Here is a 24730-nt window from a genome sequence, read left to right on the forward strand (position 1 = left end):
TGTTTCAGCCTCCAACAAGAGGACCCCTCCCATGAGCGACAATCTGCTGAGCATCCCTTGCACCACCATCAAGGGTGAACAAAAGACCCTGGCGGACTTCGCCGGCAAAGCCGTGCTGGTGGTCAACACCGCCAGCAAATGCGGCTTCACCCCGCAGTACAAAGGCCTTGAGGAACTGTGGCAAACCTACAAGGACCAGGGTTTGGTGGTGCTGGGTTTTCCCTGCAACCAGTTCGGCAAACAGGAACCGGGTAACGAAGGGGCGATTTCCGAGTTCTGCGAGCTGAATTACGGAGTCAGCTTCCCCCTCTTCAAAAAGATCGAGGTCAACGGCACCGGTGCCCACCCGCTGTTCGTCCAGTTGAAAAAACGCGCACCGGGTGTGCTGGGCTCCCAAGGCATCAAGTGGAATTTCACCAAGTTCCTGATCGGCAAGGACGGCCAGTTGGTCAAGCGCTTCGCTCCGGCCACCAAGCCGCAGGATCTGAGTCGCGAGATCGAAGCCCTGCTCAAATGAACAGCTTGCCTGTCGATGCCCTGAAACTCGATAACCAGCTTTGCTTCAAGTTGTACGCCGCCTCCCGGGCGGTGATCCGCGCCTACAAGCCGATGCTCGACCAACTGGGCCTGACCTACCCGCAGTACCTGGCGATGCTGGTGCTGTGGGAATGGCAGGACGCCGTGCCGGAGCAACCGACCGTCAAGGCTCTGGGTGAGCGCCTGGCGCTTGACTCCGGGACGTTGACGCCGTTGCTCAAGCGCCTTGAACAGTTGCAGTTGGTGCAACGTCGGCGTTCGGCACGGGATGAGCGCGAGGTTCATTTGAGCCTGTCGCCTGCCGGCCAGGCATTGCGCGAACAGGTTGGGCCGCTCAAGGCCCGATTGTTGTGCGACAGCGGTGTCGATCTGGATCGGCTCAACGATTTGCGAGCGGGCCTGGATCACTTGTTGGGGCAGATCAAGGCAATTTCGTAGCCGGCATCCACAAATCCAGCAGCGTGGCCAGTTCCTCGCGGCGGAAGGGTTTGGCCAGGTAATCGTTCATGCCCGCCGCGCGGCAACGTTCACGCTCTTCGGACATGGCGTTGGCCGTCAGCGCGACAATGGGCAATTGCGGCCAGCGCCCGCTGCGACGGATTTGCCGGCTGGCTTCGTAACCATCCATCACCGGCATGTTGCAGTCCATCAAGACCAGGTCGAAATCGCCATGCTCCAGTTGATCGAGCGCTTCGCCGCCATGCGCGGCGACGATCACCTCGCAGCCGAGTTTACCCAGCATGCCCTTGGCCACCAGTTGGTTGACCGGATTGTCTTCGACCAGCAACACCCGTCCACGTCGTTGGGGTGAAAGGGTTTCGAGGCGAATATCGTTCAGGGTGTTGATCTCCGGCTGCAGGACCCGCCGCAACGTCTGATACAGCGCGTTGCGTGCCAGCGGACGCGCCTGCTGTTGAAGAGGCGCCAGGGCGCTGGCTTCTTCGCTGGGCAGGAAACTGCCGTAGGCGGTCACCAGGAGAATCGGTGCAGCGCAATGGGGGCGCAGATTGAACAGGCACTGCGGGCAATCGGTGATCACCATGTCGGGGTTGAGCCCGGTCATCGGGTCGTCGAGCGAGCGTTGCTGATAATCGAGCCCCCAGCCCGGCAGCAGGCTTTGCAGCAGTTCAGCCAGGCCGCTGTTGGCCGCCGTGATCGCAATGATTTTGCCGCGCAAGGCTGCAGGCGGCAGGGCGCGCGTGTGACAGGGCAGCGGGAGATCGGCGCAGAACTGGCTGCCGAAACCGGCTTCAGAGCTGATGGTGAGCCGCCCCTGCATCGCTTCGCAGAGGTTGTAGGTCAGCGCCAGCCCCAACCCGGTGCCGCCGAATTGACGGGTGATACCGGCACCGGCCTGGGTGAAGGGTTGGAAGATCTTCACCTGGGCATCCTGGGCGATGCCGATTCCTGTATCGCAGACTTCGATCCTCACGCCTTCTTCGTAGGTTGACAGACGCACGTCGACACGGCCAAAACGGGTGAATTTGAGCGCGTTGGACAGCAGGTTGCTGACGATCTGGCGCACCCGCGTCGGGTCGCCGAGGACCAGCGCTGGAAAGGCGGGCTCGATCAGGCAGGTCAGTTCTACACTGGGTGCAGCGTTCTGCGACAGCAGGTTGGCGGTGTCCTCGATCAGTGCACCGAGGTCGAAAGGAATGTGTTCGAGTTCGAGCTGGCCGGCATCGAATTTCGACAGGTCGAGGATGTCGTTGAGCAACTCCACCAGGACTTTGCCCGAGTCGTGGGCAATGGACAGCTGTTGCTGCTGTTCGGCATTGAGCGGTCCGTCCAGGGACAGGGCGATCATTCCCAGCAAACCATTGAGGGGCGTGCGGATCTCGTGACTCATGTTGGCAAGGAATGTCGAGCGCGCTTCGGCCATGTCCAGGGCGGTGCTGCGAGCGACTTCCAGCTCCCCGTTGGACTGGCTGAGCCGGGCGTTGCTCGCCTTGAGTTCCGCCGTACGTGCAGACACGATGTTTTCCAGTTGCCCCAGATAATCGGTCAGACGGTTTTCGGCATTGCGTCGTTGCTGGATTTCGGTGGCGATGTTTTCGAACTGCTGGTTCGCAACCTTGACCAGCACACCGATCTCATCGTTCTCATGACCGCCGGGGCACTCAAGCCAGGTGGGGGTGACACTGCGCGAGTCACGGCTGCTGAGTTCGCGAATGACGCGCACCAGGGGTTTGGTCAACATGACATAGAACAACGCCAGCAGGATGCCGGTCAGCAGCAGGCTGCGGGCGAATCCATTGAGCAGGGTCACCTCGGCGCGCTTCAGGAAGCGGCTGCCGAAGGCATAGGTGTCGACATCCAGCCGCAGGGTGCCGAGAGATTCGCTCGGCAAATGGTCCAGGTAAAGACGATCTTCAAAGGTGCGATTGGCGCCAAACAGGAAGTCGCTGATCACCCGGTAGCCACTCTGGACGCCGGGGCGCTTGACGCTGGCCAGCACCGAACCGTTGTTGTCAGTCAGTTGTGCGCCGATGATCGCTGGCGAACGCAGCAGGCCCATTGTCAGTTCCTGGGCCAGTTCGGCGTCGATGTTGTAGGCAATTCGTGAGGCGGGGTTGTGGCTGATTTCCAGTAAAGACTGTATTTCCCGGTTGATGGAGGCGTCTTCGCTGGCATAATCGATGCCTATTTGCAGCAGGCTGAGCAGCGTGCCCAGAATAAAACCCACCAGCACGGTAAGCCGGGCTTGTTTGTAGGACAGCCGGTTGGTGAACTTGATATCCATGGGGTGTCGAACCACTTCCGTATCCCTTCGCTGCTCAAGCATAGTCGATCATGCATGGCTGCCGATGTTCGCGCGAGTCCTTGTCGACAAGGGATCTGCCTGGCATCGAGTGCCGTGTTTCGTCGCTGCAGCGCCATCATCACTGTGAACGTGCCCGAGGAGAAGACGTGGATTCCCGATTGAATGCTTTTCTTGAACGCGCCGATGCCGTCCTGGCCCGTATCGAACCCCTGTTGCCTGCTCCCCGTCAAGCCATCGACTGGACCCAATGTCTGGCTGCGCGCTGGCAGCGCGAAGGGCGCAGCGGTTTTTTGCTGCCGCTGCAGGTCAGCCTCGACATGCGCCTGTCCGACTTGATCGGGGTCGAGCGCCAGCTGGAGCAACTGGGGCGCAACACCCAGCAATTCATCGATGGCATGCCGGCCAACCACGCTTTGCTATGGGGTTCGCGGGGTACCGGCAAATCCTCGCTGGTACGCGCGCTGCTGGCCGAACACGCCAAGGCGGGTCTGCGCCTGATCGAGATCGAGCGCGATCACCTGGCGGATCTGCCGCGGGTAGTCGAACAGATCGCCAAATTGCCCCAGCGTTTCGTGCTGTTTTGCGATGACCTGTCGTTCGAGTCGGGCGAAGGCGATTACCGCGTCCTCAAGAGCGTGCTCGACGGTTCCCTCGAGCAGGCGCCGGACAACGTGCTGCTTTACGCCACCTCGAACCGCCGCCACCTGGTGCCGGAAAAGGAAAGCGACAACGAAAACTGGAAACGGGTCGACGGCGAACTGCATCCGAGCGAAGCCGTGGAAGACAAGATCGCGCTATCCGACCGTTTCGGCCTGTGGCTGTCGTTCTATCCATTCACCCAGGAACACTTTCTCAACGTGGTCGAGCACTGGATCGGTCAACTGGCGGACAAGGCCGGTCTGAAGTGGCAGCGTGATGAAGAGCTGGACATCCTTGCCGTGCGCTGGGCCACCGGGCGAGGCAATCGCAATGGACGTTGCGCCTATCAATTTGCCCGCTATTGGGTCGGGCTGAAGCTGTTGGAGCACAAGGCATGATTGATCTAAAACAAAGCGGCCAGGGTCTGGAGGGCTACGGCATGCTCCACGCGCAGCTGGAATCCCTGCTGGCGGATGAGCGTGATTTCATTGCCAACGCCGCGCAGTTCTCGGCGTTCTTGTTTAACCAGCTCGATGATCTGAACTGGGCCGGGTTCTACCTCAATCGCAACGAAGAACTGGTGCTTGGCCCGTTTCAGGGGCAGATCGCTTGCGTGCGAATTCCGTTCGGGCGCGGGGTGTGCGGGACCGCGGCGGCGACGTTGCAGACTCAATTGGTCGAAGACGTTCACGCCTTCCCCGGGCATATCGCCTGCGACAGTGCGTCGAACAGTGAACTGGTGGTGCCGTTGGTCAAGGACGGTCGCCTGATTGGCGTGCTGGACCTCGACAGCCCGAAGCTGGCGCGGTTTACCGCTGAGGATCAAGTCGGGATCGAACAACTGGCCGCGATTTTCCTGCGTCTGACCGACTGCTGATCACAGAAGGCCGGCCTTGATCAGCAAGGCCGGTGGGTCCACCGCATCGATCTGCTGTGGATCGAGAAATTCATCAGCGTATTGCTGATAGATGCCCGCATTGATGAACAGGCCAAACAACTGCGGGTCAATGTGGGCGTCGCGGCACATGGAGGCCATGATGCCCAGCGCCTCGCTCAATGATTTGGCTTTCTTGTAGGGGCGGTCCGCCGCCGTCAAGGCTTCGAAAATATCGGCGATTGCCATCATTCGAGCCGGCAGGCTCATTTCCCCGCGTTTCAATCGTTTGGGATAACCGGTGCCGTCCATTTTTTCGTGGTGGCCGCCGGCGATTTCCGCCACGTTGCCCAAGTGCCCGGGGAAGGGCAGGTGACTGAGCATCAGGATTGTCTGCACCATGTGATGGTTGATGACGTAACGTTCCTCTCGGGTCAGCGTGCCTCGGGTAATGCTCAGGTTGTAAAGCTCGCCCCGGTTGTACTTGTAGGGCGGCACGTCGAGCTTGAAGCCCCAGGGATTGTCCTGCGGTATCAGTTCGGCCTCGCTGCGTTCGAACAGATGTTCGGGTTTGTCCGCCAGCAGCGGTTCGTGTACTGGCAGAGTCGGCGCCGGGGTTCGCGCCTGTCGCCGGTTCTCTTCCCAGGACACGCCCAGGCGATCGTCCAGGGTACGGATCCAGGTACGTTGGGCCAGGCTGCGCAAGCGTTGCAGATCGTCGTCGGCCATCGCTTCGCCGCCGAGATTGCAACGGGCGATGAAGGCAAAATCATTGTCCAGCTCAGCGAGAGCCGCATCGCGCAGTTCGGCCAGGTGCTGCTCGTCGCCACCTTGGGCGACGGCCTGCCAGTAACTGACCCACGCATCGCGCTTGAGGACTTCGAAACGGGTGCGGATTTCGTGGATGCGATCGTTCAGGGTTTCCAGCTTGGTGGCTTTGTCGACAACGTATTCGGGGGTGGTCACTTTGCCGCAGTCATGTAGCCACGCCGCGATATGCAGCGCCTCCCACTCGTCTTCCGTGGGGTGGTAGTCGCTGAAGGCCTCTTCCTGGCTGGCTGCAGCAGCCTGCGCAAGCATCAACGCCAGCGCCGGCACCCGCTGGCAGTGCCCGCCGGTGTAGGGACTCTTGGCGTCGATCGCTCCGGCGAGCAATTGAATGAAGGCGTCCAGCAATTGCTTCTGTTTGGCTTGCAGGCGCTGACTTTCGATACTCACGGCAGCCGCTCCGGAGACTGCCTGGAGGAAGGCGATGCGATCGGGTTTGAGCTTTTCCAGGTCACTTTGATCGCCGCTGTCGGCCAGCAGCAGGACCAGCAGCCCCACGGTTTCGTTATGGCGATTGTGCAGGCGGATGCCGATCAAGTGCGCCCGGGGAGCGCCCATTTCCCGCAACACACCCTGCAGGTCGCCCGCCTGTTCGAAACCCATGTTGGTGACCACATTGTTGGCGCTCGACAACTGCTGCAGCCATGACGGGCATTGCGGGTCCCGCAGGTTGTGGCCACGAATACCGAACGCTGGCAATGCCCGGGAACTGTCGTTGATCACCAGCCCGTGAAGCTCCACGCGATCATCGTCGTTTTCCCGCAGGTAGATCAGCCCAGCCTGGGCCTGGGCGATTTTTACGGTTTCAAACAGGACACGCTCCAGCAGGGGCGCGAACCGGGTCTCGGCACTCAGGCTGTCGGTGATCTGGAAGAACCCCGCGAGCGTGTCCTTCATGCGACTCATCGAGACGCTCAACTGGTCGATTTCGAGCACCAGGGAGCGACGCGAGATGGGTTGCTTGAAGTTGAAACTGCGAATGGCATCGGCTTCATGAACCAGGGTGTGCAAGGGCCTGACCAGAATCCGGGAGATCAGCCAGCCCAATGGCAGGCACAACAGTAACGTGGCCAGGGTAATCAGCGCACCTTGCCAGCGCAGGCGGTAGGCATCGACGAGCAATTCGTCTTCCGGCACCAGCATCGCCAGTTGCAACCCTTTGGGGCCACCTTCCGTCATGTGGCTCTGGGCAACGATCCACTGGCGTCCGTCAGCCCGCAGTCGCTGGCCTGTGGCCGGGCTATGGAGCAGCGTGCCGAGAGCGGGACTCAGGTCGGCGGCTTTGTTCAGGCGGGCTGTCTGGTCATCCACGATCAACTTGCTGGTGTCCGGGTAGGCGATGGCATTGCCCTGGGCATCGAGCAGGACGATTTCGGTGCGCGGGGTCACGACATGTTTGGCCAGGGTCGCCGACAGTTCGGCCAGCGTCAGGTCGGCACCCATGACGGCATGGGCGCCGCTGCGACGGGCCAGGGTGGTGCCGACGTTGTGCGTGGAAAAAAACAGGTAGGGCTCGGTGGTGATCTGGTCGCTGGCGCGTCGGGCACTGGAGAACCAGGCACGGGTTCGCGGATCGTAGCTCTCGTCCGGGTTGTCCTCGCGACTGAGGAGGTTCAAGTCCCGATCGAAAAACAACGATTGCGAGCGGTCCTGGTCTCCAACGAGGCGCTCGATGCTCCAGACCTGATAGGCCGCAGCGTCCGGCGCCTTGAGCAGGGTCTTCAGGGCCGCTGTTCGCAGTGGCCGCACCATGAAAAAGTCGCCACTGTCGTAGCCCACGTACAGTGAGGCAAGGTTGGGGTTGTCCTTGAGCGACTGGCTGAACGGCAGGAGCAGCTTCAGGCGTTGATCGAGGTCGGTGGCCTGGGTCGCGGAGTCGTGCACCAGCAGGCTGAGCAGGTGGCGGATGGGTTCATAGGTGGCCTGCAAGTCGAGGCGCACGTCCTGCTCGATGCGCTGGAAGAGTTTTTCACTGCTGGACAGGATGATCTGCGTGGTCTGCTGGTAGTTGAAAAGGCCGAGCACCGTGCCGGTCAACATCAACAGCAGGGTGAACATCACGCTGATGTGCACATGCAGCGGGAACCGCCGTAGATGCGGACGCAGTGAGTTGGGCATTGCAGACTTCTCCATGGCGTGTGAACACACTGCTCAGCGCCCAAGCATAGTTAAGGCTGCGTCAAAATGCTTTTTTCGACCTGTGCGATTTGCTGCTGCAGCTCCTGCCCCAATTCAATCATCGCGTGCTCCAGCGCTTGGCAGCGTTGGGTGAGTTCGTGAGCTTGCAACGTCGGCTGACAAACTCGCTCGAGCGCCTCGCAGCATTCGATCAGGCGTCGGGCCTGGACGATGCGCGCCGCCCCTTTGATTTTGTGTGCAATATCAAGGAACGCCTGCGGCTCATTGCAGCCGCACAACGCCTGCAGCGCCCGTCGATCCACATCGTTACTGTTCAACAACTCGGTCAACAGGCGCAGGTCCATCGCTGGATTGCCGCCGGTCATCAAGTGCAGCCCACTCAGGCTGAACGCGGGAACAGGGTCGCGCGGCGCGATGCCGGCAACCCATTGGCTCAAGGCTGTCAGCGTCAGCGGCTTGAACAGGCAGTCGTCCATCCCGGCCTGTATGCACCGCTGCAGCTCTTCCGGTTGCGCGTTGGCGGTGAAGCCCAGGACAGTGCAGCGCGGGCGCCCGGTTTGCCGTTCATCCTCGCGAATGGCGCGAGCGAGTTCGTAGCCATTCATGATCGGCATGTTGCAATCGACAATCACCAGATCAAATCGCTGCGTTCTCCACGCCTGGAGGCCCGCTTCACCCTCTTCGGCAACACTGAAGCGGTGTCCGAGAAATTCCAGTTGCTGGCACATCAGCAAGCGGTTCGCCGGATGGTCGTCGACCACCAAAATGTCCAATGGCGCGGTACTCGTGTGTACGATTGGCTCGGCGACCGGTGATGCACGTTCGATCGGCAGCATGGGCAGCAGCAGTGAAATCTGCACCTGCGTTCCTACGCCGGGCTGACTGTCCAGTTTCAGCGTGCCACCCATCATTTCGCACAGGCTACGGCTGATCACCAGCCCCAGCCCCGCGCCACCTCTGCCTGACTGCCCGGTGGCGTCAGCCTGGGCGAAGGGCTCGAACAGTTTGCGTTGATCCCTTTCGCTGATGCCGATGCCACTGTCCTCGACCTGCAACAGCATTCGCACCTGCTCGGGTTGTGCAGTGCCGAGTAACTCCAGGTTGATCCGAACCTGACCTTGCTCGGTGAACTTGATGGCGTTGCTGACCAGATTCGACAGGATCTGCTTGAAGCGCATCGGGTCGAGCAGGACATCGTTCGCCGGATTGGCCGGGTTGAATTCCACCTGCAGTTCCAGGTTTTTCTGTCGGGCGAGCCCCTCGAAGATGCGGACGACCGACCCGACGATTTCACCCGGATTGACGCGCTCCGGGCTCAGGCTCAGACGCCCGGACTCGATCCGGGCGATGTCGAGAATGTCCCCGATCAGTTCCAGCAGATCCTTGGCCGAGTTGTACGCCACATCTATCGCCGGACGATCGGCATGATCACTCTCGATACGCTTGAGCGTCAGTTCGAGCATACCGATGACGGCATTCATCGGCGTACGGATCTCGTGGCTCATGGTCGCCAGAAAGGTGCTTTTGGCGCGGTTGGCTTCATCGGCGCGCTCTTTTGCCTGGCGCAGTTGCTCGACCAGTTGGCGTCGTTCGGTCAGTTGATGGTTCAGGGCACGCTCGGCGGCTTGGCGCTGTTTGATCTGGCGCCGCATGTAGGCGTTCCAGGCAGCGGAGATCAGCAGCAACACGCCGGCGCCGATGACGATCTGATAGAACAGCCGCTGGTAGTTGCGCCAGGTATTTTGTGACGATGCCGAGTAACCGCGCCAACGGCTGTTGATGATGCCCAGTTCTTCCGGGGCGATGCTCAGCAGCGCCTTGTTGAGAATGGCATTGAGCTCTTTTACATCTCGGCCGGTGGCCAGGGAGAAGGCGGCTTGTCGGGTGCCGATGGTGCTGCGGATCTGCAGGGTACGTTCGAAAAGCCTGGATGAAATGAAGTAGTTGGCGATGACCAGGGAGTTGACGGCACCTTCGGCCTTGCCGTCGGCAAGCAACTCCACCGCGCTGAATGTGTCCGGCGTTTCGATCAGCTTGATCTGCGGGTACTCGCTGCGCAGGAAATCCAGCAGCGGATGGCCTTGGGCGATGGTCAGGCGTTTGCCCTCCAGCTGTTGAAGGTTGGCCGGGCTGTCGTCGGCCTTGCGGGTCAACAGAACGAAGGAGTTTTGCAGGTAGGGGCGGGTGAAATTCAACTGCGTTTCACGTTCCGTGCTGGGAAGCAGGGCGGCGATCATTTCGGCTTTGTGGTGCCGGACTTGTTCGATCATCTCGTCATCGTTGCGGCTGCGCAGAATGTCGAAGCGCAGGCCTGTGCGCAGCCGGATCAATTCGAGGAGGTCGGCGGTCACCCCGCGAAAATTGCCATCCCTGTCGAAAAATGTCAGGGGTGCGAAGGCTTCGTTGACCACCACGCGCACTACCGGATGCTGCGTCAGCCACTGTTCTTCGGCGTCGGTAAGTTGAAGTTTCTGGTCGGTGAGCAGAATGTCGCTGCCGGCACTCCAGCGTTCGGCGATGTTCTGTCGTTCGTTGGCGGGGATGGCCGTGAGCATCGTGTTGATGATGCCGAGCAGTTCCAGGTTGTTCCTGTGTACGGCAAAGCTGAATCCGTGTGCTTCATGCTTGCCGAAGTTGGCCATGCGAATGTTGTTCAGGTAGCCCTTGTTGATCATGTAATGGGTCGAGATGGTGTCACCCAGAAAGACGTCGGCCTGGTCGAACGCCACGGCATTGATCGCGTTCTGGTAGGACGGATAGGACGTGATTATCGCCTTGGGATAGAGGCTCCTGACTTCCTCCAGAGGCAGATAGTGATACACCATGCTCAGGCGTAAGCCGGCCAGACCATCGGTCAGGGAGCGCGTTTCGCCTTCGCGGGTGACCAGTACCGGTTGGTCCACGGCATAGGGTGCGGAAAGCACGATGTCGGCATTGTGGGCTTCGAATCCGTTGGCCGTCCCCAGCAGATCCACCTCGCCTTTCTTGAGTGCCTTGATGGCTGCACCACGGGACGCGAACCGCTGGACCCTGACCGGCAAGCCCAGAGTCTTGCCAAGGATGCCCGCATAATCGGCGGTGAAACCTTCGTAATCCTTGCCACTGATGGTCAGGTCGAAAGGGGGGTAGTCCGGGGCTGACGTACCAAGGACCAGTTCGTGCCTGCTTGCGATCCATTGACGTTGTGTGGGATCGAGCTGGACCTCCAGGGGCTTGACCGTGGAACGGCTGAGCAGCGTGAAATCTTCGCTGATACCGTGCGTTGCGTGCGCGGCAGTGCTCAGGCATAAACCCGCAACCAGCAGTTTCAGACAGTTTTTTAAACGACGGGGCATCCTGAGGCTCACACTAACGCGTTACGTTTTGCCATCTCGATGAGTTCAACCAGGGATTTTGCCTTGAGCTTCTGCATGAGGCGTTTTTTATAGGTACTGACCGTTTTATTGCTCAGGAACATGCCTTTGGCAATTTCCTTGTTGGTGCGACCTTGCGCAAATAGTTGCAATACCATCAGTTCCCTGTCGTTAACCGACTTGAACAGTTCAAGTTCGGCGTATCGGGCGTCATCTCCGCGAACAGGGTTCAAGGCCTGACTGGGGAAATAGTTGTAACCTGACAAGACTGCTTTGATCGCGCTCACCAGTTCGCTCAGGTCTTCCTGCTTGCAGACATATCCCGATGCACCGGATTGCATGCAGCGAATGCCGAACAGGGTCGGGCACTGCGCGGTGAGTACCAGGGTTTTCAAGGGAGTACTCATTGCGTTGAAACGCGCAAGGACTTCAAGGCCATCGAGTTTTGGAATACTGATATCGAGAATGACCAGGTCCGGCATGCATTCACGAACCATCTGCATCGCATCGACTCCGTTATCAGATTCGCCTACGACTTTATAACCTTCGTGTTCCAGCAACATTCGGACGGCAAGGCGGATGACAGGGTGATCGTCGACAATAAAAACGGAGTTCATAATCAAGTCCCATGCGTGCTCGGATAAAGCGCGCACCTTAGCTCAGATAGTTGACGGGACGCATGAACCGACAGACCGTAAGCGGCAATATAGGAATCTTCCTACGATCGAAAAAGAATGGGACTACGGAACAACTAGGTTTTAAATGAAGACGGACGATGGATGGCGCTCACTCGGCACTTCCTCTGGAAGTTTGTAAGTGTTTATATGTATTCGAATGAAATTATCAGCGATTGTTTTAGGCGTTGCCCGAATTCAACAAGTTTCTGAATTCAGATTGTTTCAACGGTTTTATCAAATATCCCAACAAAGGTAGGCCGTGTGCATTCGCGGTTTTTTTCAGCCCATCGAGTTCCGTGCAGGTCAAACTGCTTAATATTATTGCCTGCCTTATCATTCCCTGATGACTGGCGAGTTCGACCAGATCAAGCCCGGAAAGATCAGGCAGACATTGGTCGCACAAAAGAATGTCAAATGGGTGCACGGCTGCCAGCATTTTTTGCAAGGCCTTCTGGGCACTGTCGCAAGTTGTCAGTTGAGTGAAGCCGTAACTTTCAAGTAAATACTGAGTTGCCATTAGTTGAAAGGGATGGTCTTCCACCAACAGGATACGCAAATCGTCTTTTAACCCTGGATTGCTCACGCTTGGTCTCTCACACAGCGGGGCGTCTTATTGTTTCCCAAGAATGAAAATCATTCGATCAGTTTGCTCGGCATGAGGTGTAGGGCGATTCGCAGATCGTGGTTGGCTGAATGCCCTGGGTGTAAAAGGTTGATCTGCCCTCGGACCGATCAACCCATTTGGTGTCACTGGCTCGAACGACCCGTCATCTCCAACGCCATTTCGCTGGCATAGCTGTCGGTCATGCCGGCGATGAAATCAATCATGCGCAGGAACGAGGTGTGCAACGGTCCGTCCGGATTCGGTGCGCTGTTCCCCAACAGGTCGAGGATGCGTCGGCTCTTGAAGGAGGGGGTGCGGCCATTGTGCTGTTCCAGGGCTGCGCCGCAGAACGCGTTCAGGAGTATTTCCAGCGTGGTGTACGCGCCGATTTCGTGCAGGGTCTTGCGCTTGTCCTGGAAGATTTTTTTGCGCGCCATGTCTTTCGCATTGAGCACGCAGCGCTTCGCGGGTCCGTGCATGTGCTCCACCAGATCGCCTGGCAGCATGCCGGCCAGCAACGCGTCCTGTTGTTCGACGAAGGCCCGGGCTGCGGCATTGGTCAGGTGCTCGATGGCCTTGCCCCGCAGGATCGCCAGCTTGCGTCGACGCGAGTCCAAAGGTCCGAGCTGGCGATAGGTTTCCGGCAGGTCGTCGCCCACCAGATCAAGCAGCAGGGATTCGACCTCGGCGTACTCCAGCAACTCCATTTCCAGGCCGTCTTCAAGGTCGATCAGCGCGTAGCAGATGTCATCGGCGGCCTCCATCAGATACACCAGCGGATGCCGCGCCCAGCGTTGATCCTCAAGTTGCGGCAGGCCCAGCTTGTGAGCGATCTGTTCCAGCAACGGCAGTTCGCTCTGATAACAGCCAAACTTGTGCTTCTTGTAGCCTAGAGAGTCGGCGTGTCGAGCCGTCCACGGGTATTTCAGGTAGGAGCCGAGCGTGGCGTAGGTCAGTCGGGTGCCGCCATCGAACTGGTGATACTCCAGTTGGGTGAGGACCCGGAAGCCTTGGGCATTACCTTCGAAATTGAGGAAGTCACCGCGTTCGGCTTCACTCATTGCGTCCAGCCAGCCACGGCCTGCTGCTTGCTGGAACCAGTGGCGGATCGCGTCTTCACCGGAATGGCCGAAGGGCGGATTGCCAATGTCATGAGCCAGGCAGGCCGATTGCACCACCATGCCCAGGTCGCTCGGCTCGCACCAGTCGGGCAGGGCGCCGCGGATGGTTTCACCGACGCGCATGCCCAGCGAGCGACCCACACAACTGACTTCCAGCGAGTGGGTCAAGCGCGTATGGATGTGGTCGTTGCTCGATACCGGGTGAACCTGGGTCTTGCGCCCGAGGCGGCGAAATGCACCGGAGAAAATAATGCGGTCGTGATCTTTGTGGAAAGGGCTGCGGCCGAGTTCTTCCGAGCTGTGCAGAGGTTTTCCGAGGCGTTCGCGGGTAAGCAGGGTATGCCAATCCAAGGCGGGGTATCTCCGTCAGGTGACTGAACGCCTAGCTTCCCGGTTCGTAGCGGTGCCTGCAAGCGCAACCTGCAACTACAGCCCGGCCGCATCGATATCGATGAGCAGCAACCGCTCGCCGTTGTGGAAAAACTGTCCAGCCGTCAGGCAGTACTGATTGCTGGTGGCATCGCGATAGGTGTTGGAGAGTGTCAGTCGCCGTTCATCCCAACCTTCTGCCAGCAAGTGATAAAAGTAAGGACGCCAGGACCAGTTGTGCCCCAGGTAGCGATCGTCGGCTTCCCAGCGCTGATTGCGCCACTCCAGGTTAGGTGTCAACTGCGTACCGTGACGATCGCATTGATAAAAGCGCAACAGCCAGGGAAAGGCGTCCAGTTGCGGCAGGGCGCTGAGCGGTGCGCGAGCCTGGGCCCAGGTTTGCAGAATCGCCATCAGTTCGCTGAGTTGTTGGCGCATGATCATCAGGCGGCCACGTTCAGCCAGTTTTTGTTGGACATAGCGCTGACGCAACTCGGCGAAACGCTCGACAAAGGCGTCTGAGGCAAAAAAGTCCGTCTCGGCTGCGGCGAACAAGTAACCCTGTACATAGCGCGAGCCACATTCCAGGGCAAAATTGAGTTGCGCATCGGTCTCCACGCCTTCGGCAATAATCCAGCATCCGGACTTTTCCGCCATCTGCGCCAGTGCCTTGACCACATCGCTGCTCGGGCCGCCCAGTGCCGCAGCCTGGAACAGTCGCATGTCCAGCTTGAGGATGTCCGGTTGCAAGGCCAGCACCCGATCGAGCTGCGAGTAACCAGCCCCGAAATCATCGATGGCGATACGTGCACCTGCCTGGCGATAGCGCGCCACCACCTCGGCCAGGCGTTGGATGTCGCCGCCCAGTTCGGTGATCTCGAAGACAATGCGCCGTGAATCCACACCATGCCGGCTCAATTGCTTGAGGCTCGGCAGCGCCTGGTTCGCCCGCAATCGGTTGATCCAGCGCGGTGACATGTTCAGGCTGAGAAACCAGTCATCGGGGGCTTCATGGAAGCGGCTAAGGGCATTATCGCGGATTTGGCGATCGAGCTGGCGCAGGGCAATGGCCGGCGTGCGCGGATCGGCAAACAGCGGTCCCACGGACGTCAGTCGACCATCCCGCTGACGCACCCGGCCCAGCGCCTCGACTCCGGCGATACGGCCCGTGGCGGTGTCGATGAACGGTTGAAAGCAGGCAAGCGGTTGCCCGTCTATCACGGGGCCTCCTTAGTCGACCTTGTTTTTGGATGGAACCTGATGACCAAAGAGGTCCACCGGGATAAGTCTCTGGTAAAAGAGGTTCATCCCGGTGGCTTTGCAAGAATGTAGCCAGATGGCTTCAGTGTTTGGGGGCCGAGCCCTGCAAGACCAGTTTGATCAATGGCCCCAGTGTGGTGGCCAGGCGGACTAGCCGGGTCACGCTGCTGACTCCGCCACTCTTGGCACCCTTGCCGGTAAGAAAGCCCAGCAGGGTGACGGCAGCCACGCCCCAGAGTGGGGCATGCTTGATGCCCAGGCCACTGTGCAGGTTTTGCGTCATCCCGCGGACACGGTGCAACGGTTGCAGCAGCTGCCCGGACTCCTGGCGGATTTCCTGACGATGCATTTCCATGCGCAGGCGGATCAGCGCCTTTCGCATTTCCGTGCGCGAGCTGTTGTGAGGCAGTTCAGGCAGGTTCATGGCAGCAGGCGCTCCCGGTCGTTGGCCAGTTCTTCCAGGGTGCCATGGAAGGGCGAAGACTCATCGAAAATAGCCGCTCTAAGGCGCACCGCACAAAAAATGCAGGCGAGCACATAGAACACACACAGGCCGACGATGGCGGGCAAACGATACGTATCCCAGAACAGAATCATGACCAAGGTCGACAGCCCGACCAGCAGCAGCAAGGCGAATACCAGCGCCAGGCCGGCGAACAGCAGCAGGCTGACGGTACGGGCTTTCTGTTCCTGCAATTCAATGCCGAACAATTCGACATGGCTGTGCAGCAGTCCAAGGAAGGCGGCGCCCAGGCGCCGCGATGAGGGGCCTGGGCCCGTGGCGGACGAGCCGAATTCATCGTTAGCCATAATCAGCGCCGGGTTGCCAACAGACCGAGGAGGAACCCAACGCCGGCGGCGATGCCGACCGATTGCCATGGGTTGGCCTGTACGTAGTCTTCGGTGGCGGTCACGGCGGCCTGGCCGCGTTCACGCAAGGAGTCTTCTGTCAGCTTCAAGGTTTCACGGGCGCGCAGCAGACTGTCGTGGATTTGTTGGCGCAACTCGTCAGCCTGATCGCCTGCCAGGGTGGCCGTGTGTTCCAGCAAACGTTCGGTGTCGCTGACAAGCGTCTGAAAATCGTTCATCAGGATTTCTTGAGCAGTCTTTGCCTTGATGCTGGCCATTGGTGATCTCCGTAAGTGGCTTCTGTTGCGTTCGAGTATGAGCCTTGGTCGAAGGTTCAGTACAAATCACTGGTACGTCTTTTGCTACGTCATGGTGCGCCAGGCCGCGTGTTTGCGCTGTTGCTGGGCGTGAATCAGGCGAAACCTTATCTCAAATAATGAAAACCCGCGCAAAGGTTGCCACTTTGTGCGCCAAAGCGGTTCATCCGGCTCCAAGCGTCGATCCGGGATGGTTTCACTTTGGTGCATGAGCGTTTTGCGCGAACTGCTTTGGTGCTTTTTCTAGCCTTCAGGTCTGCCCATCCATGGAAAATCTGCAAAGCGCTGTAGAGACTCTGGTCCACAGCTCCAACACACTGTTCATTCTGATTGGTGCGGTCATGGTCCTGGCCATGCACGCCGGTTTTGCCTTTCTTGAGGTCGGCACCGTTCGACAGAAGAACCAGGTCAATGCCCTGTCGAAGATTCTGAGCGACTTCGCGGTCTCCACCCTGGCCTACTTCTTTATAGGCTACTGGATTTCCTATGGCGTGACCTTTCTGCAACCGGCAGCGGTCATCAACGCCGATCACGGTTATGGGCTGGTGAAGTTTTTCTTCCTGCTGACGTTCGCGGCGGCAATCCCGGCGATCATTTCCGGTGGCATTGCCGAACGTGCCCGGTTCGTGCCGCAACTGTGCGCCACGGCATTGATCGTGGCCTTCATCTATCCCTTCTTCGAAGGCATGATCTGGAACGGCAACTATGGGTTGCAAGCCTGGTTGCTGGAGCGCTTCGGCGCCGGCTTCCATGACTTTGCCGGCTCGGTGGTGGTGCACGCCATGGGCGGCTGGCTGGCGTTGGCAGCGGTGTTGTTGCTCGGGCCGAGAAACGGGCGTTATCGCGATGGAAAACTGGTGGCGTTTGCACCCTCCAGCATTCCGTTCCTGGCCTTGGGCTCGTGGATCCTGATCGTCGGCTGGTTCGGCTTCAACGTGATGAGTGCGCAAACCTTGCAGAATGTCAGTGGTCTGGTGGCGGTCAACTCGCTGATGGCCATGGTCGGCGGCACCATGGCCGCGCTGGTCGTGGGGCGCAATGACCCCGGCTTCCTGCACAACGGCCCGCTGGCTGGGTTGGTGGCGATCTGCGCCGGTTCCGACCTGATGCATCCGGTGGGGGCGCTGTTGACGGGAGCCGTCGCCGGGGCGCTGTTTGTCTGGTGCTTCACCGCTGCCCAGGGTAAATGGCGCATCGATGATGTCCTGGGTGTCTGGCCCTTGCATGGCCTGTGCGGCGTCTGGGGTGGAATCGCCTGCGGTATCTTCGGGCAGACTGCCCTGGGTGGCTTGGGCGGGGTCAGCCTGATCAGCCAGTTGATCGGCACGACGCTGGGAGTGGTCGTGGCGTTGGTCGGTGGTTTTGCGGTGTACGGAGTGATCAAGGCGCTGCACGGGCTGCGCGTGAGCCAGGAAGAAGAGTATTACGGGGCCGACCTGTCGGTGCACAAGATCGGCGCTGTCAGCCAGGATTGAATCACGTCTCTTCATCATCCGCGCCGGGGTAAAAGTCGTGCAGGAGGCGATAGCGGTCTCGCCTCACCTGGTCGACCCGGTCCTGGACCTGCTGTCCCGGCAAGCCCAGCATGATCAGCGCATGAGAGGCGAGCATCAGGCTGGATTCGAGCAGTTCGGGCACCACTTCACTGGCGCCCGCCGCTTTCAGTTCGGTCAACTGGCTGTCGTCCCGCGTGCGCACCAGAATCGGCACATGGGTGTTGAACCGGCGTGCTTCTTTCAGAATCAGCAGGGCGATATCAGCCTGGTCGACGGCGATCACCAGTAGCCGCGCGCGCTCCAGGCCGACGGCGACCAGCAACTCGCCACGACGAGAGTCGCCATAATGCACGCAGGTTTCGCCCACGCCGGCTTCCTGGACACGCACCGGATCATTGTCCAGTGCAATGTAGGGTTGTTGCGCTTGCCGCAGAAAGCGGCCGATGGATTGGCCAACGCGACCATAACCACAAATCACCACGTGGTTACGCAGGTCTGCATTGAGCGCGCTGATTTCCTCGAGCTTGGCTTCTTCATTGGGTTTGCGGTGCAGGCGCAGGGCGATGCGCGGGGCGGCTCGCAGTAAAAGGGGCGTCAGTAGCATCGAGCAAAAGGTGGCGGCCAGCAGCAACCCGCCGATGTCAGCAGGCATCAATTGGTTTTGCTGCATCAGGGCCATCAATGCAAAGCAGAATTCGCCGCCCTGGGCCAGGGCCAGGCCGCTGCGCCAGGCGGTTTCAGCGTCACTGCCACGCCATTTGACCAGCAGCGCGACTACGCAGCCCTTGATCAGCAACAGTCCCAACGTCAGGCCGAGTATCAACAGGCCGTGGCTGGTGAACAGTTGCAAGTCGATGAGCATGCCGATACTGACGAAAAATACCCCGAGCAGGATGTCGCGGAACGGACGGATGTCGGCCTCGATTTGATGGCGATAGTGGCTTTCGCCCAGCAGCATGCCGGCAAGAAACGCACCGAGGGCCGGAGAGAGTCCGAGCAGATGCGTCAGCCATGCCGTCAGCAGTACGATCACCAGGGCCAGCAGCACAAACAGTTCTGCGGAACGAGCGGCGGCCACTTCATGGAACAGGCGCGGCAGCAGCCAGCGACTGGCCAGCAGCAGGCCGAGGAACAGCACCACGGTTTTGCCCAGTGTCACCGGCAACGCCCAATACCAGGCCTGATCGCTGCTGCCGGCGAAGACGGGCACCAGGGTCAGCAACAACACCGCCACGACGTCCTGAAACAGCAGTACCGCGATCGCATTCTGGCCGTGGCTGCTGAAAATCTCGCCGAGACTGCCCAACTCCTTGCTGACAATGGCCGTGGATGACAGCGACAGGCCGGCGCCGAGCAGCAGGGCAGGCGTCGCCGACAAGCCGAGCAGCATCAACGACCCGCCCAGCAAGAGCGCGGTGACCAGCACTTGCTGGCTGCCCAGCCGGAACACGACTTTGCGCAGCGCGAGCATTTTCGACAGGGAAAACTCCAACCCCAGTGAAAACAGCAGGAACACTACGCCCAGTTCGGCGAGGTCGGGCAGTTCTTCACTTTCATTGACCCAGTTGAATGCCGTAGGCCCGATCATCAGCCCGACGCACAGGTAACCCAGCACCGGCGGCAGGCGCAGACGCTGGAACAGGGCAATCACTACCAGGGATGAGGCGAGAATGATCAGCAGATTGGCAAACACTGGACGCTCCGGAGCAAACGCTGGCCATTGCAGCGTAGAGACAAAAAAGTCGCGAGGATCACGCAATTGATATCAGGGTCCAATGATGTGTGTCAGCCGTCGGCCCGAAATTTTTGAGTTTTTTCTTCCGCCGCCAGGTTGTCCCTATTGGGTCGACTGCACCGGCTCGCAGGCCTAGAATGGACGCCTACTTTGTCGGGTCCTGCACTCATGCCTCCTGAATGTCAGCTGTTCGGCACCTTGGGGTGTCACCTTTGTGAGCTTGCCGAAGATGAACTGATGCCCCTGGTCGAGCACGGTTTGCTGGTGGAGCTGGTCGACATCGCGGAAAACGAAGACTGGGTCGAAGATTACGGTTTGCGTATTCCGGTCCTGCGGCGCCTGGACACCGGGGCAGAACTCGATTGGCCGTTTGATGGCGATCAGGTGGTCGCCTTTCTGCGCTGAGCCGCCGTTGCTCTGAATCTTGCGTCAACATTGGCGCGGGACTCGTTATTCGGTTACTGTATGTTCATACAGTTATCCGGATTGCCCGTCCTGCTCGTCCTCCTTGCGGCCTGGACAGGTGATCCCGTGAGTCGAGGGATGAATCTTGGTCAATGTCGAACAATTGAAAAGCAGCGTTAACCTGATGTCGGTGGACGTCGTGCGTGACGCCGTCAGTGAGCTGCGCCTGGAGGGCCTGGTCACGGAAGGCAAGACGCCTTTCACCAAATTGCATTTCAATACCTGTTTTGCCGAGATCGAGGCATTGTTCCAGCGTGCAGGTTATCACCGACAACTGGATGTCGTTGGTTACCAGGGGTTGTTGTATGCGCTCTACGATCCGGTGCGCTGGGAAGCGGTGGATGTGCTGCGTTGGCTGAAGGAGTACACCGAAGCGGCAGCTGGCGCCCAGCCGATTACCGCGTGAGGATTCTTCTCTAGGCTCGACCCGGGCACTGCTGGATAATGCCGGCCTGTATTGAGGGTTAGAGCTTCTGTATGTCCACTTCATTATTCAGCGCTGCGCAGAGCCAGGCCAGTACACTCTACTTGCCCCCTGGGCCGTGGCTGACGGTACTCGACTGCCTGTGTGATCACTTCAGTGCCATTGGCCGCGAGCAATGGCTGGACAGGATCGCCCGGGGGCGAGTTCTGGATGGCAATGGTGCGCCGATCGCGGTAGACCTGGCCTACAGGGAAGGTTTGCGGATTCATTATTTTCGTGAGGTTGCACACGAGAAAGTGATCCCGGTGGTTGAATCCATCCTCTATGCCGACGAGCATCTGGTGGTGGCGGACAAACCGCATTTCCTGCCTGTGACCCCGGCCGGTGAGTACGTGGAACAGACCCTGTTACGGCGTTTGATCCGTCGCCTGGATAATCCGCACCTTGTGCCTTTGCATCGTATCGACCGGCATACAGCGGGGTTGGTGCTGTTTTCCGCCAATCCGCAGAGTCGCTCCGCGTATCAGTCGTTGTTCCCGACCCGGCAAATCGAAAAGCGCTACGAGGCCATTGCCCGGGCGCTGCCGGATCTGACTTTTCCCCTAGTGCACAAAAGCCGGCTGATCGATGGCGAGCCGTTCTTTCGCATGCAGGAAGTGCCGGGCGCGTGCAACAGTGAGACGGCCGTCGAAGTCCGGGAGAAAAACGGAGATTTGTGGCGCTACGGACTTTATCCGGTGACGGGCAAGAAACATCAGTTGCGTGTGCACATGACGGCCCTGGGTGCCAGCATCTGCAACGACCCGTTTTATCCGGACGTGCTCAACGACGTCGAGGACGACTACGCCAACCCCTTGAAACTGCTCGCTCAGGGATTGCGGTTTACCGACCCGGTTTCCGGTGAGTTGCGGGAGTTCCAGAGCCTGCTCACCCTGCAATGGTGAGCAGCGTTTTCCATGCGTAAAAAAGCCCGCATGAAGCGGGCTTTTTCATATCCGATGTTCTTACAACTCTTTAACGGTACGAACCTGGTCCTTGTTGACGCGGTTCTGTTTGCCGTCCAGTTGTTCAAACTCGTAGAAGCCGGAGTCGTCGTCGTACTTGGGCGTGTCGACGGTCTGGATTTCGCGGCCGTCGTTCAAGGTGATCACGGTAGGCGAGGAGCAACCGGCCAGAGTCGCGAGGCCCAGTGCGAGCAGACAGGTGGCGAGGATCCGTTGGTTCATGAGTGTATCTCCGATGGAAATTCTTTTGGTTACTGAGCGTGAGACGTATACAACGCGCGCAAGTTCCTTGGCTAGCGTCAATCTGAAACGCCGTTATGCAAGCTCAACAGATCTGGCGTGTTGAGATTGGCCAGGCGCGGATCGTTGTCGGGGCATTGCAGGGCCGTCGCGCCGAGTTTACGCATGATGCGGCCCGGACTGCGCTCACCGTCCTGCCACGCACTCTCGAACGTATCGCGCAGGGTGACGGGAATGACGCTGAGCAAGGGTTCCCAATGTTCTCCGTGGCGCAGCATCAAGGGTTTGTCCGGGTGCTGGCTGGCAGCCTCAAGCATGTCATGCAGCAGCGCGGCGTCAATGCGCGGCACATCGCAGGGCAGGACCATCAGGTAGCGATGGTGAGCCACCTGCAAGCCTGCACGAATACCGGCCAGTGGCCCGGGAAATTCACCGTCATCGTCATGGACCAATCGGTCGGCGTAGGGCGCGTATTTGTCCAGGTTCCTGTTGCAGGAAATGATCAGGTCATCGGTCAACGGACGGGTCTTGCGTTGAAGGTGTGCGATCAGTGGTTCGCCCTGCCACTCGATCAAGCCTTTGTCCCGACCGCCCATGCGTTGGCCGCGCCCACCTGCCAGGAGCAGGATGGAGCAGGGTGGCAACGGTGAATTCGAGATCATGAGGGGTCTCCATGGGAGCGGCGGAAAAAGGGAGCGCTGTGATATAACACCGGGCTGTTTCTCCTACAACTGGATGAGCCTATGAAAGCCAAGGCTGAAGTACCTTTTGCGCCGCTCAATATCGCGGTGTTGACCGTCAGCGATACGCGTACCCTGGAAACCGACACCTCGGGCCAGGTCTTTGTCGACCGCTTGAACGCTGCTGGCCATAACCTGGCCGCCCGGGTCCTGCTTAAAGATGATCTCTACAAAATTCGCGCGCAAGTTGCCAACTGGATTGCCGACGATGTCGTACAGGTCGTGCTCATCACCGGCGGTACCGGCTTCACCGGGCGCGACAGCACACCCGAGGCGGTGAGCTGCCTGCTGGACAAACAGGTCGACGGCTTTGGTGAGCTGTTTCGCCAGATATCGGTGGCGGACATCGGCACTTCAACGGTTCAGTCACGTGCCCTGGCCGGCCTCGCCAATGGCACCCTGGTGTGCTGCCTGCCGGGTTCGACCAATGCCGTAAGGACCGGTTGGGACGGCATTCTTGCCGAACAGCTGGACTCCCGGCACCGTCCGTGTAATTTCGTGCCTCATCTGAAACAGGCGGCCCCTTGTGAATCCCGTGGGTAAGCCAGGCAAGGCCGGCAGCTTGATGGCGGTGGAGGTGGCGCAGGCGCGCTTGCTGGAGATGGCCACTGCTTCATTGATTACCGATCGAGAGCGCCTGCCCTTGGCTCAGGTGCAGGGCCGCGTGCTGGCCGATGACCTGATCTCGACGCTCGACCTGCCGCCGTGGCCCAACAGTGCAATGGACGGTTATGCCTTGCGCGCGGCTGACGGCAGTGCAGAGCCGCTGGTGGTCAGCCAGAAGATATTTGCAGGGAACGCGCCCCAGCCATTGACCCCTGGCACCTGCGCACGAATCTTCACCGGTGCGCCGGTTCCTGCTGGGGCGGACTGCGTCGAAATGCAGGAAAACGCCGAGCTGCTGGCTGATGGTCGCGTCCGGTTCACTGAGGCTTTGACATCCGGGCAGAACATTCGCCCCCAAGGCCAGGAAGCCACGGTCGGTGAGCTGACTCTGGCTGCCGGTACACGACTGGGACCGATAGAGCAGGGCCTGGCCGCCTCCCTGGGATGTGCGCAGTTGGAGGTGATTCGCAAGGTTCGCGTTGCGGTGCTTTCGACCGGTGACGAACTGGTCGAGCCTGGGCAGTCGTTGGGGCCGGGGCAGATCTACAATAGCAACCGAGTGCTGCTGTGCAGCTGGTTGCAGCGTATGGGGTGCGAGGTGGTCGACGCCGGCATTCTGCCCGACGACCTCGAGACCACTCGTACCCGACTGGGTGAGTTGAAGGATGTCGACCTGATTCTGTCTACCGGTGGCGTATCGGTGGGTGAGGCGGATTTTCTGGGCATCGCCTTGCGGGAAGAGGGCGAGCTTGCCTTGTGGAAACTTGCGATCAAACCCGGCAAACCGCTGACGTTTGGACATTTTCGTGGCGTGCCGGTGATCGGCCTGCCCGGCAACCCGGCATCGACCCTGGTGACTTTTGCTTTGTTGGCCAGGCCTTATCTGCTGCGCCGCCAGGGCGTAACCGCGCTCGAGCCCTTGAAATTCCAGGTGCCGGCCGGTTTTTCCTGGCCCAAGGCCGGAAGTCGACGCGAGTATTTGCGAGGGCGTCTGGAAAACGGCCGGGCGATCATTTACCGAAACCAGAGCTCGGGTGTGTTGCGCAGCGCCGCATGGGCTGATGGCCTGGTAGAGGTGCTGGAGGAGCGCACGCTGGTTGAAGGTGACAGCGTCGGCTTCATTCCTTTGAGTGAAGTGCTGGGCTGACGCCTGACATGAACAAACCCGGTTCAGCGAACCGGGTGTTGTTTGCGGGCTGCATTCAGTGAACAACCAGCGCCACCAGTTGATCGAACCGGGTGTTGGCGATCCATCCCAGCAGGCCCAGAACCACCGCTGTTCCGCCGGCGGCGTAGGCAAGCCTGTGCTTGATGGATTTAACGTCACCCCGAATCTCTTCCATATCTCTGCGGATGTATTTGAGGTGCGTTTCAAGCTCGACGACACGAGGCTCCATGTCAGTTTCTCCAGTGGTTTCAGCGCGGTGTTTGAGTTCGGTTTGATAGCTGGCCCGCCTTTCCGCGAGCGGTGCGGCCGGGGTGCCCGGTGACCTGGTGTCATGGCTGTGCATGGTACGTCCCTGTAGTGCTGCTGATGACTGAACAACGGTGATGACCAAGTTGTACCAATCACCCTGGCGGGTCAATTGAGCCGATTCATCACGTTTTGTAAGAAAAGATCCCGCCTTGTAGGACCTCGCCGTCGTTCGACTTGAAATAATTAATATTTTTGCGACTTTTATGCGGTGT

Annotated in this window: 24 protein-coding genes; 10 read left to right on the forward strand and 14 right to left on the reverse strand. The window is 59.5% G+C overall.

Annotated elements, in window-relative coordinates; genetic code table 11:
• The first annotated feature begins 31 nt into the window (after window positions 1-31).
• Both AB4O36_RS04855 and AB4O36_RS04860 read left to right on the forward strand, forming a co-directional pair.
• On the forward strand, window positions 32-517 hold the full coding sequence (locus tag AB4O36_RS04855) for a glutathione peroxidase (RefSeq protein ID WP_175376994.1): 486 nt from the start codon (window positions 32-34) through the stop codon (window positions 515-517).
• A complete protein-coding gene (locus tag AB4O36_RS04860) occupies window positions 514-975 on the forward strand; it encodes a MarR family winged helix-turn-helix transcriptional regulator (RefSeq protein ID WP_460122085.1) in 462 nt (153 codons plus the stop codon). Before AB4O36_RS04855 ends, AB4O36_RS04860 begins: the two co-directional genes overlap by 4 nt.
• Here the strand turns inward: AB4O36_RS04860 and AB4O36_RS04865 are convergent.
• A complete protein-coding gene (locus AB4O36_RS04865) occupies window positions 959-3280 on the reverse strand; it encodes a hybrid sensor histidine kinase/response regulator (protein ID WP_460122087.1) in 2322 nt (773 codons plus the stop codon). The two genes, AB4O36_RS04860 and AB4O36_RS04865, sit on opposite strands and share 17 nt — an antisense overlap.
• A 167-nt stretch (window positions 3281-3447) precedes the next feature.
• Between AB4O36_RS04865 and AB4O36_RS04870 the strand changes: the two genes are divergently transcribed.
• Together AB4O36_RS04870 and AB4O36_RS04875 are read left to right on the forward strand one after the other, a co-directional pair.
• On the forward strand, window positions 3448-4338 hold the full coding sequence (locus tag AB4O36_RS04870; RefSeq protein ID WP_460122089.1) for an ATP-binding protein: 891 nt from the start codon (window positions 3448-3450) through the stop codon (window positions 4336-4338).
• Window positions 4335-4817 (forward strand): GAF domain-containing protein, encoded by a 483-nt coding sequence (locus AB4O36_RS04875; RefSeq protein WP_460122090.1) that lies wholly within the window; start codon window positions 4335-4337, stop codon window positions 4815-4817. Before AB4O36_RS04870 ends, AB4O36_RS04875 begins: the two co-directional genes overlap by 4 nt.
• Here the strand turns inward: AB4O36_RS04875 and AB4O36_RS04880 are convergent, their stop codons facing one another.
• The 9 genes from AB4O36_RS04880 to AB4O36_RS04920 all read right to left on the reverse strand — a co-directional run bounded on the left by AB4O36_RS04880 (window position 4818) and on the right by AB4O36_RS04920 (window position 16292).
• Window positions 4818-7760, reverse strand: a complete 2943-nt coding sequence (locus tag AB4O36_RS04880) for an HD domain-containing phosphohydrolase (protein WP_460122092.1) — start codon at window positions 7758-7760, stop codon at window positions 4818-4820.
• A gap of 50 nt (window positions 7761-7810) precedes the next feature.
• Window positions 7811-11116 (reverse strand): transporter substrate-binding domain-containing protein, encoded by a 3306-nt coding sequence (locus AB4O36_RS04885; RefSeq protein ID WP_460141159.1) that lies wholly within the window; start codon window positions 11114-11116, stop codon window positions 7811-7813.
• A gap of 8 nt (window positions 11117-11124) precedes the next feature.
• Window positions 11125-11751: a response regulator gene (locus tag AB4O36_RS04890; RefSeq protein ID WP_460122094.1), complete on the reverse strand. Its 627-nt coding sequence runs from the start codon at window positions 11749-11751 to the stop codon at window positions 11125-11127.
• Window positions 11752-11989: 238 nt separating this feature from the next.
• Entirely contained in the window at window positions 11990-12394 is a 405-nt protein-coding gene (locus AB4O36_RS04895) for a response regulator (RefSeq protein WP_460122096.1), read from the reverse strand.
• A gap of 164 nt (window positions 12395-12558) precedes the next feature.
• Entirely contained in the window at window positions 12559-13887 is a 1329-nt protein-coding gene (locus tag AB4O36_RS04900; RefSeq protein WP_460122098.1) for a deoxyguanosinetriphosphate triphosphohydrolase, read from the reverse strand.
• Window positions 13888-13962: 75 nt separating this feature from the next.
• The gene (locus tag AB4O36_RS04905; RefSeq protein ID WP_460122100.1) at window positions 13963-15126 is read right to left on the reverse strand and encodes an EAL domain-containing protein; all 1164 of its coding nucleotides are present in this window, start codon (window positions 15124-15126) and stop codon (window positions 13963-13965) included.
• A 121-nt stretch (window positions 15127-15247) separates the two neighbouring features.
• The gene (locus tag AB4O36_RS04910; RefSeq protein ID WP_460122102.1) at window positions 15248-15589 is read right to left on the reverse strand and encodes a hypothetical protein; all 342 of its coding nucleotides are present in this window, start codon (window positions 15587-15589) and stop codon (window positions 15248-15250) included.
• A complete protein-coding gene (locus AB4O36_RS04915; protein WP_460122104.1) occupies window positions 15586-15975 on the reverse strand; it encodes a phage holin family protein in 390 nt (129 codons plus the stop codon). The genes AB4O36_RS04910 and AB4O36_RS04915 overlap by 4 nt, the downstream gene beginning before the upstream one ends.
• Window positions 15976-15977: 2 nt before the next feature.
• Window positions 15978-16292 carry an ElaB/YgaM/YqjD family protein gene (locus AB4O36_RS04920; protein ID WP_460122106.1) on the reverse strand — a complete coding sequence of 105 codons (315 nt, stop codon included), beginning with the start codon at window positions 16290-16292 and terminating at the stop codon, window positions 15978-15980.
• A 305-nt stretch (window positions 16293-16597) separates the two neighbouring features.
• Here AB4O36_RS04920 and AB4O36_RS04925 point away from each other — a divergent pair, with 305 nt between their 5' ends.
• Window positions 16598-17806, forward strand: a complete 1209-nt coding sequence (locus AB4O36_RS04925) for an ammonium transporter (protein WP_460141160.1) — start codon at window positions 16598-16600, stop codon at window positions 17804-17806.
• 1 nt (window position 17807) lies between these two features.
• On the opposite strand, the gene AB4O36_RS04930 is transcribed toward AB4O36_RS04925, so the two are convergent.
• Entirely contained in the window at window positions 17808-19520 is a 1713-nt protein-coding gene (locus AB4O36_RS04930) for a cation:proton antiporter (RefSeq protein WP_460122110.1), read from the reverse strand.
• Window positions 19521-19730: 210 nt separating this feature from the next.
• Here AB4O36_RS04930 and AB4O36_RS04935 point away from each other — a divergent pair, with 210 nt between their 5' ends.
• The 3 genes from AB4O36_RS04935 (at window position 19731) to AB4O36_RS04945 (ending at window position 21395) form a co-directional block, all read left to right on the forward strand.
• Entirely contained in the window at window positions 19731-19967 is a 237-nt protein-coding gene (locus AB4O36_RS04935) for a glutaredoxin family protein (protein ID WP_460122112.1), read from the forward strand.
• 145 nt (window positions 19968-20112) lie between these two features.
• The gene (locus AB4O36_RS04940) at window positions 20113-20433 is read left to right on the forward strand and encodes a transcriptional regulator (protein ID WP_460122114.1); all 321 of its coding nucleotides are present in this window, start codon (window positions 20113-20115) and stop codon (window positions 20431-20433) included.
• 71 nt (window positions 20434-20504) lie between these two features.
• A complete protein-coding gene (locus AB4O36_RS04945) occupies window positions 20505-21395 on the forward strand; it encodes a pseudouridine synthase (protein WP_460141161.1) in 891 nt (296 codons plus the stop codon).
• A gap of 60 nt (window positions 21396-21455) precedes the next feature.
• Here the strand turns inward: AB4O36_RS04945 and AB4O36_RS04950 are convergent, their stop codons facing one another.
• Together AB4O36_RS04950 and mobA are read right to left on the reverse strand one after the other, a co-directional pair.
• Complete coding sequence (locus tag AB4O36_RS04950) at window positions 21456-21677, reverse strand: YgdI/YgdR family lipoprotein (protein WP_460122118.1); 222 nt, start codon at window positions 21675-21677, stop codon at window positions 21456-21458.
• Window positions 21678-21754: 77 nt separating this feature from the next.
• Window positions 21755-22357: a molybdenum cofactor guanylyltransferase MobA gene (mobA, locus tag AB4O36_RS04955; RefSeq protein ID WP_460122120.1), complete on the reverse strand. Its 603-nt coding sequence runs from the start codon at window positions 22355-22357 to the stop codon at window positions 21755-21757.
• Between the two features lie 81 nt (window positions 22358-22438).
• Between mobA and moaB the strand changes: the two genes are divergently transcribed.
• Window positions 22439-22978: a molybdenum cofactor biosynthesis protein B gene (gene moaB / locus AB4O36_RS04960; protein WP_460122122.1), complete on the forward strand. Its 540-nt coding sequence runs from the start codon at window positions 22439-22441 to the stop codon at window positions 22976-22978.
• Window positions 22962-24188: a molybdopterin molybdotransferase MoeA gene (locus AB4O36_RS04965; protein ID WP_460141162.1), complete on the forward strand. Its 1227-nt coding sequence runs from the start codon at window positions 22962-22964 to the stop codon at window positions 24186-24188. Before moaB ends, AB4O36_RS04965 begins: the two co-directional genes overlap by 17 nt.
• A gap of 55 nt (window positions 24189-24243) precedes the next feature.
• Here the strand turns inward: AB4O36_RS04965 and AB4O36_RS04970 are convergent, their stop codons facing one another.
• Window positions 24244-24552 (reverse strand): hypothetical protein, encoded by a 309-nt coding sequence (locus AB4O36_RS04970; protein WP_460122126.1) that lies wholly within the window; start codon window positions 24550-24552, stop codon window positions 24244-24246.
• Window positions 24553-24730 lie beyond the last annotated feature (178 nt).

The sequence above is a fragment of the Pseudomonas sp. S2_E01 genome, from assembly GCF_054668365.1.